This window comes from Pedobacter mendelii (genome assembly GCF_014635725.1).
Lineage (GTDB): Bacteria > Bacteroidota > Bacteroidia > Sphingobacteriales > Sphingobacteriaceae > Pedobacter > Pedobacter mendelii.
In genome coordinates, this window is record NZ_BMDJ01000007.1 from 62051 (window position 1) to 76365 (window position 14315).

General features: G+C 35.9%; 8 protein-coding genes. 4 read left to right on the plus strand and 4 right to left on the minus strand.

The annotated features are described in order from the left end of the window. Positions 1 to 35: 35 nt before the first annotated feature. Positions 36 to 263, minus strand: a complete 228-nt coding sequence (locus IEV50_RS12940; protein ID WP_188414978.1) for a DUF3098 domain-containing protein — start codon at positions 261 to 263, stop codon at positions 36 to 38. Further along, on the minus strand, positions 263 to 1141 hold the full coding sequence (locus IEV50_RS12945) for a cell division protein FtsX (RefSeq protein WP_188414979.1): 879 nt from the start codon (positions 1139 to 1141) through the stop codon (positions 263 to 265). The genes IEV50_RS12940 and IEV50_RS12945 overlap by 1 nt, the downstream gene beginning before the upstream one ends. Before the next feature lie 202 nt (positions 1142 to 1343). Here IEV50_RS12945 and IEV50_RS12950 point away from each other — a divergent pair, with 202 nt between their 5' ends. Together IEV50_RS12950 and IEV50_RS12955 are read left to right on the plus strand one after the other, a co-directional pair. Continuing rightward, positions 1344 to 1748 carry a hypothetical protein gene (locus IEV50_RS12950; RefSeq protein ID WP_188414981.1) on the plus strand — a complete coding sequence of 135 codons (405 nt, stop codon included), beginning with the start codon at positions 1344 to 1346 and terminating at the stop codon, positions 1746 to 1748. Between the two features lie 389 nt (positions 1749 to 2137). Further along, positions 2138 to 5038, plus strand: a complete 2901-nt coding sequence (locus tag IEV50_RS12955) for a leucine--tRNA ligase (RefSeq protein WP_188414983.1) — start codon at positions 2138 to 2140, stop codon at positions 5036 to 5038. A 646-nt stretch (positions 5039 to 5684) separates the two neighbouring features. Here the strand turns inward: IEV50_RS12955 and IEV50_RS12960 are convergent. Next, entirely contained in the window at positions 5685 to 6980 is a 1296-nt protein-coding gene (locus tag IEV50_RS12960) for a DEAD/DEAH box helicase (RefSeq protein ID WP_188414985.1), read from the minus strand. A 556-nt stretch (positions 6981 to 7536) separates the two neighbouring features. On the opposite strand from IEV50_RS12960, the gene IEV50_RS12965 reads away from it, so the two are divergent. Together IEV50_RS12965 and IEV50_RS12970 are read left to right on the plus strand one after the other, a co-directional pair. Then, positions 7537 to 10767, plus strand: coding sequence for a SusC/RagA family TonB-linked outer membrane protein (locus IEV50_RS12965; protein ID WP_188414987.1), 3231 nt, complete (start codon positions 7537 to 7539; stop codon positions 10765 to 10767). A 15-nt stretch (positions 10768 to 10782) separates the two neighbouring features. Further along, positions 10783 to 12495, plus strand: coding sequence for a RagB/SusD family nutrient uptake outer membrane protein (locus tag IEV50_RS12970; protein WP_188414989.1), 1713 nt, complete (start codon positions 10783 to 10785; stop codon positions 12493 to 12495). Between the two features lie 276 nt (positions 12496 to 12771). On the opposite strand, the gene IEV50_RS12975 is transcribed toward IEV50_RS12970, so the two are convergent. Further along, the gene (locus tag IEV50_RS12975; RefSeq protein WP_188414991.1) at positions 12772 to 14106 is read right to left on the minus strand and encodes an MFS transporter; all 1335 of its coding nucleotides are present in this window, start codon (positions 14104 to 14106) and stop codon (positions 12772 to 12774) included. Positions 14107 to 14315: the final 209 nt, after the last annotated feature.

The window sequence follows — 14315 nt, forward strand, 5'->3', positions numbered from 1 at the left end:
TAAAAATAAAAAAAAAGAATAGTTATCACAAAAGATTATTTCTTTAAAATAGCATAAATGCCAAATGCAAAACCTGCCAACACAACCAGCGGTGCCAATAAAGTTCTTCTAAAATCGTAAATGTCTCCGGTTGTGCCCATCATTAAAATGAACCCAACAACAACTATAGCAATGCTAATTAATAGCAATTGGTAATTCTTTTTGGTAAAAACCAATTCACTTTTTACGTCCTTAACAATCGGACCTGTTTTTTTTTCTGCCATTATCTGTAAAGATGATAAGATTTTAAACGTAAATATCTGCTCACTGCAAACCATGTACTTATGCCTGTAATAAAAATTCCAATAATTAATAAACTAACAAATACAAATCCAAACTCTTTGTAATTATTAAGGATAATAATTTCAGGAACTTCTTTTCTAGCATAAATTAAAGTAGCCAACAAAATAATTATTGCAATAAAAGCAGCAATTAACCCGTGTAAGGCTGCAAATAATAAGAAAGGACGTCTGATAAAATTTTTCGTTGCACCAACCAACTGCATACTTTTAATTAAAAAGCGTTGAGAGTAAATGGCTAGTCGTATTGTGTTGTTTATCAGCGCGATAGAAATAACTAAAAGCACAACAGCAAAAGCTAAAATAATTAAGCCAATTGTACTTATATTTTTATTTACCATATCAATAAGTGAACTTTGATAGACCACTTCTTTTACAACAGGGTTTTTAGATATATTCGCTTTTAAAGTATCTATGCCTTTATTGTTGGCGTATTCTGCCTTTAGGTATACATCAAAAGTAGAAGTTAATGGGTTGTAACCTAAAAAGTTAACAAAATCCTCGCCTAAATCTTGAGTTAAGTTTCTGGCGGCAAGTTCTTTATTTACATATTGAGTTTGCTTAACTGCAGGATTAGCATTCAGTTCTTTTTGGAATGCCAAAATATCTGCTTCCTTTGCACCTTCATCAACAATAATATTTAAAACGATGTTTTCTTTAACATAATTAGACAGGTTTTTGGCATGTACAAGTACCAACCCAAGCAGCCCTAGCATTAATAAAACCAATGCAATACTAAATATAGTAGAGATATATACGGTTTTGGTTTTCTTAGATGCATCACTTACTTCGAATTCTTCCATGTATTTCAATTTTGTTTCTGCGAAAATATAAATTATACCTGATAAACACCAATATAAAGCTTTTGTAAAGAATAATAACGCCCTGAAAGTGCATTTAGTTCGGTATTTAAATTGCAAATAAAGCATCGGCACTTTATTATTTGGTACCAAACTTAAAGAAGCTGCGTTTATAAACTGACTTAAAACTAAAATCTACCCTAAAATGAAAAGACAAATTGCAACACTTTGCCTAATCCTTATTTCGACTATAATTCTATTTTCTTGCAAGAAAGATAATACATCTGTAAAAGCAAGAATTACCGGAAAATGGACTGTGAATAAAATCGAAGTTAGCGGCAATTCTAATGAAAGTTTAAATGGAACTTTCAATTACACCATTAATGATTATATGGATTTCAAAGCAAATAATGATGATCAGGTTGAGTTAGGTTTGAATAACCAGCGTACAATTGGTTCATATATTATATCATTAGGTACTGAGTTTCAATTGGTATTTCCTGAAGGAACATATTATTGTACGGTAGCTACTCTGAGTGGGTCGCAGCTTCAATTTACTGCAAAAATGGATAAAACTAACGTTAGTAAAGTTTTTTATTTAACGAGATAGAATCGAGAAAGTCAAATTTTTGCTAAAGTTATTATCACAAGTGTAAATTTTAAACTGAAGTTTCGTGTCCTATTTACTTCACCCTATTAAAGTTTTTGGTTTTGCTCATATTTTGTTGTCCCTTTCCTTGAAGAGAGGGATTTAACGCTGCGATGAGTGAAACCCAATGGTTCAACGTATAATCTTACCTTTCCCTTTCCTTCATTAGAGGGATACATTGTCTAAACAATAACCAGCGACTTTCATAGGGTGAGGTTAAGTATAAAAACTTTTTTTTATCAATATTTATTTAACTGAAGCCTTAAAACATGTATGCTCCTGCTAAAATTATGTTTCACTAAACCCCTTAATTTCCGTAATTTCGCCCCTTTAAAAATTTAGAACTTGCAATGGATTACCAATTTAAAGAAATAGAACAAAAGTGGCAGAAATTTTGGGCCGATAATCAAACATTTAAAGCCGAAAGCAATTCTGATAAACCAAAATATTATGTGTTAGATATGTTTCCTTATCCATCGGGAGCAGGTTTACACGTTGGTCATCCACTAGGTTACATTGCTTCAGATATTTTTTCGAGATACAAACGCCTTAAAGGTTTTAACGTATTGCACCCCATGGGCTATGATTCATTCGGATTACCTGCTGAGCAATATGCCATACAAACTGGTCAGCATCCGGCAATAACCACAGAAGCAAATATTGCAACTTATCGTCGCCAGTTAGATCAAATTGGGTTCTCTTTTGATTGGAGCCGCGAAGTACGAACCAGCGAACCATCTTATTATAAATGGACGCAATGGATTTTTATGCAGTTGTTCAATTCTTGGTATAACATCGAAAATGATAAAGCAGAAGACATTTCTACTTTAATTGAAAAATTTAATACCGCTGGAACAACCGATGTAAAAGCGGTTTGCGATGACGATGTAAAATCGTTTTTACCGAGCGATTGGGCAACTTTTACTGAAGAAGAGAAACAACAAGAATTATTAAAATATAGGTTAACTTATTTACGAGAAAGTACAGTTAACTGGTGCCCAGCTTTGGGAACTGTACTAGCTAATGATGAAGTAAAAGACGGTTTTTCTGAGCGTGGTGGTTTTCCTGTTGAGCAAAAGAAAATGATGCAGTGGAGCATGAGAATCACTGCTTACTCTGATCGGCTTTTGCAAGGATTGGATACCATCGACTGGCCTGAACCAATAAAAGAAATGCAACGCAACTGGATTGGTAAAAGTGTTGGTGCATCGGTAAAATTCCAGGTTGAAGGTAATGATAAACAAATTGAAGTTTTTACTACTCGTGTTGATACGATTTTCGGTGTTTCGTATTTGGTATTGGCACCAGAGCACGAATGGGTTGCAGAGTTAACCAAGCCAGAACAAAAACAAGATATAGAGAATTACATTTCTCAAACTAAAAAGAAATCGGAGTTAGACCGCATGGCGGATACAAAAACGGTTTCAGGGGCTTTTACAGGGAGTTATGTAATTAACCCAGTGAATGGGGAACATGTTCAATTGTGGATTGCAGATTACGTGCTTGCGGGTTACGGAACAGGTGCGGTTATGGGTGTGCCAAGCGGCGACCAACGCGATTGGTTGTTTGCAGCACATTTCAATTTACCGATTATCCAGATTTTGGACGGTCAGAAAGACATTGATACTCAAGCCGACCCAACAAAAGAAGGAAAATATATTAATTCAGGTTTCATTAACGGATTAACTTACAAGGAATCTGTTCCGTTTTTAAACAATTGGTTAGAAGAAGAGAAAGTTGGAAAAGCAAAAGTAAATTTCCGTCAGCGAGATGCGATTTTCGGTCGCCAGCGTTATTGGGGTGAGCCAATTCCCGTTTACTTTAAAGACGGTTTGCCATATTTATTGAAAGAAGAAGAATTACCTTTAATTTTGCCAGAAATTGATAAATATTTACCAACCGAAACTGGAGAACCTCCTTTGGCGAGGGCTGAAAACTGGGTTCCAAAAGAAGGCGGACATTACGAATTAAGCACCATGCCAGGTTGGGCAGGAAGTAGCTGGTATTGGTACCGTTATATGGATGCCAATAATGATAATGATTTCGCATCAAAAGAAGCCATTGAATACTGGCAAGCTGTCGATTTATACATCGGTGGTTCTGAACATGCTACCGGACACTTATTATACAGCCGTTTCTGGAACAAGTTTTTGAAAGATTTAGGTTATACCAAAGAAGAAGAGCCTTTCAAAAAATTGATTAACCAGGGAATGATTCAGGGGAGAAGTAATTTTATTTATCGATTTATTGGCTGTAATAAATTAGTTTCTAAAAATATTAAAGATAAATATGTTGATACTTTTGCTGTCAAAGCTAATACGGAAGAAGCTTATCGAGCTTTGTTAAATGATTTCGGACTTGAATTTGATGCAGAAATATATGAAATATACAAAAGGCATCTTAATGAAGAGACAAATTCAATATTTCAAAGCACACGTGTTGATGTGAATATTGTACAAAATGATGTTTTAGATATAGAGAAATTTAAAGAATGGAGGCCAGAATTTAAGGATGCAAAGTTCATATGTGAGGGCGGTAAATACATTTGCGGTTTCGAGGTAGAAAAAATGTCAAAAAGTTACTATAACGTGGTTAATCCCGACGATTTGATTGAGCGTTACGGAGCAGACACTTTACGTATGTACGAAATGTTTTTAGGTCCGTTGGAGCAAAGTAAACCATGGAATACCAATGGTATTGAAGGTGTATTTAAATTCTTGCGTAAGTTTTGGAGGTTATTCCACAATGAGGCCTGGGAATTTACAGTTTCTGATTCCGAACCGACCAAAGCTGAATTGAAATCGTTGCACAAAATCATCAAAAAAGTTCAGGATGATATTGAGCGTTTTTCTTTCAATACTTCAGTTTCGAGTTTCATGATAGCCGTTAATGAATTGACAGATTTAAAATCGAATAAACGTAGTATTTTGCAAGAAATGGTGATTTTGCTTTCACCATATGCACCGCACATTTGTGAAGAACTTTGGGCACAATTGGGCAACGAAGCAGGAAGTTTATCGTACACGAAATTTCCAACCTTCAATCCAGAACATTTGGTAGAAGATGAGTTTGCTTATCCGGTTTCCATCAATGGTAAAATGAAAATGAATTTGAATTTAAGTTTAACCTTGGCTCAAGCAGAAGCAGAAGCTATTTTAATGGCTGATGAACAGTTCACTAAATATTTGGATGGGAAAGTACCTAAGAAAGTAATTTTTGTAAAAGGAAAAATTATTAATGTTGTGGTTTAAGCTGAAAGCTTTTCTTACAATTTTATAAAGAGAAACCCCGAGTTGAGCAATCAATTCGGGGTTTGCTTTTTTAGAACAATCGTTATTCTCAATTTTATTCTGAATCTTAAAGCTAATTGCATTAGGATTCCCGCCTGCGCGGGAAAGACGGCCGTTCTTAGACAAGCATTATGGTAATTACATTTATAAGATTACTTCATTGGCTGAAAAAGCCATTTCGCAATGATAACTGTTCATGGAAGCGTGTTAAAGCAATTCGCCACTTTATTGCTGTCTGACTTCAGTCTACGGAAACAAATAAAAAAAACCGAGTTGAGCAATCAATTCGGGGTTTGCTTTTTTAGAACAATCGTCATTCTCAATTTTATTGTGAATCTTAAAGCTAATTGCATTAGGATTCCCGCCTGCGCGGGAAAGACGGCGGTTCTTAGACAAGCATTATGGTCATTACATTTATAATATTGATTGATCGGCTGAAAAAGCCTTTAAATTAACTATCGATAGGTGGGACACCAATCGATAGTTTTATAAAAAGAAACCCGAGCTGTAATTTTACAACTCGGGTTTTTATAATTACAGTAGGAAAGCTTTAGTCTTTCTGTTCTGCTCTTTTACCTATTTTTTAGCATTGGTCTTTCTGCTTAAACTACGCCTTTGCTTTTCTTCTATTTCCGCTAAACTTTCTATTATTGCTTGCGTTACGAGGTTTGCCGCTCATATTCCCATCACCGCCTCTTCCACCGCCACCTTTCGATTGAGCCTGTGGTTTACGTTTTATTTGATTTTTAGCCAACATACTTTCCCAGCTTAATGGATAAGGATGATCATCAACAACCGGGAGTGTAATTTTTATCAGTTTCTGAATATCTAATAAGTATTCATTTTCTTCGGCATCGCAGAAAGAAATTGCAATACCATTTGCACCCGCACGACCGGTACGACCGATTCTGTGTACATAAGATTCCGGAATATTAGGTAATTCAAAATTGAAAACGTGAGATAACTGGTCGATATCGATGCCACGGGCGGCAATATCTGTTGCCACTAAAACACGTATTTTTCTATCTTTAAAATCAGTTAAAGCACGTTGACGAGCGTTTTGGGATTTATTTCCGTGAATGGCTGCTGCCTTAATTCCGGCATGCGCTAAATCTTTTACAATTCTATCTGCACCATGTTTAGTACGCGAAAAAACCAATGCGGTTTCAATCTTTTCATCTTCTAAAAGATGAATTAACAACTTCTTTTTATCGGGTTTATCAACAAAATAAACCGATTGGACAATAGTTTCAGCAGTTGATGATATAGGCGTAACCTCTACTTTTGTAGGATTTGATAAAATCGTGTTCGCCAATTTTTGAATCTCATCTGGCATGGTGGCCGAGAAAAACAAAGTCTGACGTTTCGATGGTAATTTAGCAACTACTTTTTTTACATCATGGATAAAGCCCATGTCCAACATACGGTCGGCCTCATCTAATACAAAAAGCTCAATTGTATTTAAGTTAATGAAACCCTGGTTCATTAAATCCAATAAACGGCCGGGTGTTGCTACTAAAATATCAACTCCTTTTTTAAGTGTTTCTACCTGAGAGTGTTGATTAACCCCTCCAAAAATTACCAAATGGCGTAGGTTTAAATTACGTCCGTAGGCTTTAAAACTTTCTTCAATTTGAATGGCAAGCTCACGTGTAGGCGTTAAAATTAACGCTTTAATATTTTTTGTAGCCTTAATGTTGATGTGTTTCTCATGCAACAATTGCAACATAGGGATGGCAAAGGCTGCAGTTTTACCCGTTCCGGTTTGTGCGCAACCTAATAAATCTTTTCCTTTTAATATGGTTGGGATGGATTGCTCCTGTATAGGCGTTGGTTGTGTATAACCTTCTGTCTCAAGAGCCTTTAAAATTGGCTCAATGAGGTTTAATTCTTTGAATAACATTTATCTTTTTTTGTAATATTTATCGAAGAAGCTAGAACAATCATTTGTTGAAGGACTAACTTGCGGAGAGAATATGCCATAAAGAATGGCAAGCCCTTATTCCTGCTTCGCTGTAAAGATACAAATTAATTTAAAATATACATAACGTGTTACGTTTTGAAGGAATGTTTACTGAATAGACAGCTGAATAGTAAATCACAACATCACCATTGCATTACAAATTGACCTTTAATTTACAAAATAAATATTTTTGTATTACCGTAATTATTTATTTGTATATTTATTCTCAAAATATGTACTTGATATAATTATTTATCCGTAATTATTTTGGTACATTATTGTAATTTTATATTAAACTTCTAACCAAAATCCTTTATGAAAACTCTATTACTCTATTTAAGAGAATTTATTTCTCCTCTCTATTCCACAATATTTAAAAAAGAACAAGCGTGTATTTGCTGAAAATTTAGCCCTGCACTGCTACTATTTTTCATCAAATCCAATGAACTTGATGGATTACAGTCTGATTAAAGAATCATTTACTAACCATTAATATATGAAACAAAATCTATCTTTTATCAAGAGGAGTTTTCTTCTCTTGTGCTTGGGTATATTATTTGCAATTACGGCAAATGCCCAAACTAAAATTACCGGGAAAGTAACTTCCAGTGATGATAAACTCCCTGTAATTGGTGCAACTATTAAGGTCAAAGGTGCAACCACAGGAACAACTACTGACGCAAATGGTGCATTCTCCATTGCTGTAAATCCTACTGATGTATTAGTCTTTTCTTTTGTAGGTTACGTATCAAAAGAAGTTACGGTAGGGAACCAAACTAACATTTCTGTTGTAATACAAGCCGAAAACAACAACTTAACAGAGGTAGTTGTAACTGGTTACTCTTCACAACGAAAGAAAGATTTAACAGGTGCTGTGGCTGTAGTAAGCATGGATTTGTTAAAATCGCAGCCAGCAGCCAGTGCTGTCGAAGCTTTACAAGGTAAAGCTACAGGGGTGCAGATTATAAATGATGGAGCACCCGGTTCTACACCTCAAATCCGTATTCGTGGTACAAGTACAATTAATAATAACGAGCCACTTTATGTTATTGATGGTGTTCCGTTTGAAGGTAAATTATCATGGCTTAACCAGAACGATATCGAAAGTATGCAGGTTCTAAAAGATGCATCCTCTGCTTCAATTTATGGTTCCAGGGCTAATAATGGTGTTGTAATTATCACAACAAAAAAGGGTATGCCTGGTGCACCGAAAATTACACTCGATTCTTATTATGGTACGCAATCGCCTAGAAAAAGTAGTTTTCCGGAAATGATGAATCCTCAGCAATATGCACAATATGTTTTTGACGGATACAAAAATGCAGGGAAAGCTATTGCAGCAGGTAAAAATTATGGTTCAGGGACAACGCCTGTATTGCCCGAATATCTTGTAGCTGGTTCTGTATTGGGTCAGGATGTTACCGCCGCCGATGCTGATCCTTCAAAGTATAATTACAGTCGCGATCCGAATCTTTTTTATCAGATTACCAGAGCAAACAAACAAGGAACCAATTGGTTTGATGAGATTACGGATGCTGCTCCTGTTCAAAACTATCAACTTAGCGCTACTGGTGGTGGAGAAAGTGCAACATATACTTTTTCTGGGGGTTACCTCGATCAAAAAGGAACGATAAAGTATACCGGGTTTAAACGATATAATTTCAGGTCGAATACAAACATATCTGCTTTTAACAAGCATGTGCGTTTTGGCGAAAATGCCCAGTATAGCTATTCTGAAGGTTATGGCTTTGGCGTTAATCCGAATACGCCTGGCAGTTATCAGGATCAGGGCAGTGCTTTAGGCTGGGCTTATCGTATTCCTACAATTATTCCGGTTTACGATATTAATGGAAATTTTGCGGGTAGCCGCGGAAGTCAACTCGGTAATGCCGAAAATCCACTTGCATTTCTTTACCGTGCAAAAGACAATAAAAATAAAAGTAATTTCTTTTTCGGAAATGCATACGCGGAAGGGGATATACTTCCAGGCCTTGTGCTGAAAACTAATTTTGGTTTACGTTATGAAAATTTTAACGGTTTATCAATGCGTTATCCCAATCTGGAATTCTCTGAGGGAAACAATTCAAATAATTTAAATGAGTATCAAGGTTATAACACAGAGTGGACATGGAGTAACACTTTAAATTATAATAAAGTATTTAATGAAAAACACAGAGTGAATGTACTGGTTGGTACAGAGGCAATCCGATCGCGATCAAGACAGTTAAATGCGGGCAGAAATGATTTCTTCATTTTAGGAAATCAGGATTATTATTATCTAAGCACAGGCTCTTCTAATATTAGCAATAACAGTTTCGGTTCCATAGGTTCACTTTTCTCTTTATTTGGAAAAATAGATTATTCTTATAACGATCGTTACTTGGCTAGTGTTACACTTCGAAGAGACGGTTCTTCTAACTTCGGAGATGCAAATAAATATGGTTTTTATCCTGCAGCAAGTGCCGCCTGGAGATTATCCGAAGAAGAATTTATGAAAAGCGTTAAATGGGTAAGCGATTTAAAAATTCGTGTAGGATACGGACAAACAGGTAACCAGCGAATTCCTCCTTATCAGTACATTAATCGTTTCCAAAGCTCTATTATAAACTCTGCTTATGCCGTTGGTGGTGCAAATGGATTAACTACCGGTGTTTGGCAAAATGCTTATCAGAATGCTGATGTAAAATGGGAATCTTTAAAAGCATTAAACGTTGGTATTGATTTTACTTTACTAGGTGGTGCTTTGGATGGATCTCTTGATCTTTACAATAAGAAAACCTCAGATATGCTTTATAACCTTCCGCTTCCATCAAGTGTAGTAGGTTTAGGTAGTTCGCCATTTGTAAATATCGGCGATATGAGCAATAAGGGTATTGAGTTTAATGTTGCTTATCATTATGGCAGAACTGTAGAAAGTCCTCTTAAATTTGACATCGGATTGAATTTCTCTAAAAACAACAATAAAATTGAAAGACTTGCTCCTGGAATTTTTAACCAGATTTATGGTAATTACCGGAGTTTACAAACTAGTGTGCTGCAAGAAGGCGCACCATTCGGCTCATTTTTTGGTTATAAAACAAACGGAATTTATCAAAGCGCATCCGATATACAAAATACTCCATCTTATTCAGGCGCAAGGGTTGGTGGCCTGCGTTATCAGGATATTAATGGGGATGGCGTAATTGATCCTAAAGACCGTACAATAATTGGTGATCCAAATCCTGATTTTACTTATGGTTTAAATCTTAATATATCATATAAAAACTTTGATGTTGCCGCATTTATATATGGCGTTCAGGGAAATGATATTTTTCAAGCCACTCGTTACTTTACAGATTTCCCTTCTTTTGATGGAGCCAAAAGCACTAGGTTGTTAGATGCCTGGAGTACATCAAATCCAACAAGTGTTATACCTTCTGCCTATGCCGGAGCTTCAGATTTAGAGTTTGCTTCATCTAGCTACTATATTCAAAATGGAAGTTTTGTAAGGTTGAAAAACTTACAAATTGGCTACTCAATCCCTACGGCTAAAGCCTTTGGTTCAAAGGTTGCAATTAATAGACTAAGGGTTTATGTTAGTGCAACAAACTTATTTACCATAACTAAATATACAGGCATGGATCCAGAAGTAAGTCAAATTACAGATACTTTTTCAGCACCTGGGGTAGATCAAGGTGTTTATCCAACTCCTCGTCAGTTTTTAATCGGTATTAATGTTGGATTTTAATTAAAAAATATAAAGATGAAACATATAAAATATATTCTCCTTTCCCTATTAATTTGCAGTACGTTTTCCTGCAAAAAGGAATTTTTAACTGTTCAGCCTCAGGGAGAACTCACAGAGTCTCAATTAACCACACAAGATGGGGTTGAAGGACTATTAATAGGTGCTTATGGCTTACTAAATGGCAATGTTAATGGTACTTATGGGAATTATGGAGCTGCACCAAGCCAATGGTTATTTGGCGAAGTTGCTTCTGATAATGCACACAAAGGTAGTAGTGTTGGAGATCAACCTAATATGAATGCAATAGAAAGACATGCACCGACTAGTACTAACGATAACTTGTCAAACCTTTGGGATAGGTGTTTTGAAGGAATTCAGCGCTGCAACAATACCCTTAAAATATTAGCTAATTTGCAGGCTGGTCAGGGTACTGTTAAATTTGGCGATGCACGTGCTAAAGAGATACAAGGCGAAGCACGTTTGCTGCGTGCTCATTATTATTTCTTTTTAATAAGGGTTTTTAAATCTGTTCCTTATGTTACCGAAGCTACATCTGGTACTTTTGTTCCAAACGATAAAGATATTTATCCGAATATAGTTGATGATCTTACCTTTGCCGTAGCTAATCTAGGTACAACTAAACCAAAAAATCAAAAAGGACGGGTTGATAAATATGCTGCACAGGCTTATCTTGGTAAAGTTTTCTTATATCAGAAAAAATATACTGAAGCTTATGATTTATTGAATGCTGTAATTTTAGCAAAGCCAGATTTAACTACACTTCCTTACACAGATAATTTTGATATTACCAAGGAAGACGGTCCGGAAACAATTATGTCTGTTCAGCACTCGGTTGGAACGGACGGTACTGGCGGCGACAATGGAAATGTTGGCGATATTTTAAATTTTCCTTACGGAAATACACCAATTAATTGCTGCGGTTTCTTCCAGCCATCTATTGATTTGGCTAATGCTTTTAAAGTTGATGCAAATGGCTTACCATTGCTTGATGGAAGTTATAGAACCAACGCATATAAATCAGATTTTGGATTAACTGGTACTGCTAAAGATAATTATGTTGTTGATAAAACTCTTCCTTTAGATCCAAGAATAGAAGCAACTATTGGTAGACGCGGAGTTCCTTACCGCGACTGGGGAATTATGGCTGGCGATACATGGATTCGTGACGCAAGTAATGGAGGTCCATTTGTTGCGGTTAAAAACACAATAGAATCTGCTCAAATTGGAAGTGGCAGTGCGCCAGGAACTACTAATGTTACTGGCCTTAATGTAAACCTGATTAGATTAGGAGATGTTTACTTAATGGCTGCAGAATGTGCCGTAGAAAAAGGCGATTTAGCCCGGGCTTTAGTGCTAGTAAATGCGGTTAGGCAGCGTGCAGCAAAAATAACCCCGCAACAAATAAACGGAACAGCTGCAGCGGCTTATAAAGTGAGTCAATATGCTTCGTTTCCAGATGTTAATTATGCCAGAAACGCAGTAAGATTTGAAAGAAGATTAGAATTGGCTATGGAAGGTCATAGGTTTTTTGATCTTGTTCGCTGGGGTATAGTAAAGCAAACACTCGAAAGCTATTTTTCTTTTGAAGGTGGTTACTTTGATTATTTGAAAGGTATAAGTGTTGAGGCAAGAGATGAGTATTTTCCATTGCCACAAGATCAAATCGACAGAAGCAAGGGCACACTTAAACAAAGCCCTGGTTATTAAAAAAGTAAAATTATAATACATGAGTAAGGTTGTGGTTTTTATCACCACTTTATTCATGTATTTTTTTTGTGGTTAAGAAATTCTGCTAAACTGAGTTAATTAAAATATGATTAACTACCTAACACACGTTGGTTCATCCTAGAAGGTTTTGTTTGCTTGATTTGAAACATATAATACATCTGGCTCGTTCTTTCTTAAATACCTTACTGGTAAATTAGCTTTGTTGTACTTCGCGAAAAAACCTAGAAAACTTTGCGGTTAAGGATTTTAAAATACTTACTTGGTTTCTTTAAAGCGGCTAAAAAAAAGAAGGGCCAATAAACAAAGGCCAAAACCTACAATTCCGTTGAGGCGTAAACCAAAATCATTACCTGGGTCTTTGCCATAAATAGTAAGCATGGCAAATATGGCAATACCTAAAGTTTGACCAAGTTTTACAAAAAGATATTTTACGGCAAAAAACATACCTTCGTGGTTTTCGCCTGTTTCCAATGTGTCTTTCTGGGCTATATCAGCCAGAATTGCGGTAGGTAAAATTCCTAAAGCAGCTAATGGAAATGATGCTGATAAAACCAACATATAAATCTGAGTGTAAGGCCCGAAAGGCATTTTACCCAAAAAGAAGATGGTTATGAAGATTAAGCATAGCACAAAAAAAGCAAGCAAAACAAAAGGTTTTTTTCCAAATCTTGCAGATCCAAAATTAACAATGGGGTAAAAAAATAATGATGCCAATACCATAGCGCCCATAAATTTGCCTCCTTCCGATTCAGGTAAACCTAAAAGTACAGTGCAGAAGAACAATAATCCGCTTGAAATAATACTTAATGCGGTGTAAAAAGCGAAATCAGAAATCAGGTAATATTTAAAGTTGCTGTTTTTGAAAGTGTTTTTTATTGCAGGCCATAGGGGAATATGTGTTGGCTTGGCAACTGAAAATTCTTTCTCGTTAATAAAGAAGATGGGCATTAACATAACTAAACCGGATAAAATACATAAACCCCAAATGGCGATTTGAACAGCCTCACTTCGATTTCCTACTACAAAATTATTTTGAACCAAGTCGGCAAAGTTATTGGTGCAAGCCGATAAAATAATGCCGATTACAAAACCAACCTGCTGGTAGCTGGATAGTTTTACTTTCTGCCTGGGTGTATTTGTTACCTCGGCCAGTAAGGCATTGTAAGGAATAATATAAGTAGTTACTGAAATGAAAAAAAAGCAAAGGGTGATGGTTAACCACCATGCATTGTGTAAACTTTCTCCTTTCTGAATAGGGTAGAAGACTAATCCGCAAAAAATCATGGATGGGATAATTGCCCATTTCATAAATGGCATTCTGCGCCCCTTCGGGTTTTTACTTGCATCACTTCTTGAGGCGATAAAAGGATCGAAAATGGCATCAACCAATCTTCCCGAGGCTGCAATAATAGATAGAATGTTAAAAGCACCTAAAAAAACAAGTTGTGGCACCAGTGGCGGTAAGCCAGCATTGCTTGGTGGGAGGTAAAAATACGGCAGCATTACGATGATAATATTCGTCATCGTACTCCAGCCAATCATGCCTGCTGCATAAGCTATTTCTTGCTTTAATGAGAGTGTTTTATTCATTAACTAAATTAAAATTAAGTTTTTATTCTTTTTTTAAAGATATCGTTAAGTCAAATTCTGTTATTTCAATTGAAATGTAGAAGTCTTTTTTTGAAAAGCGACTATTAAACATCTCTACATTAAATTTAGCTCCAAAAGAAAAACTGGTGTTGCCAATTAAACCCGACAAAAGCGACAGCCCCGAATTTTTTTAATGAGGGCTACAGCGT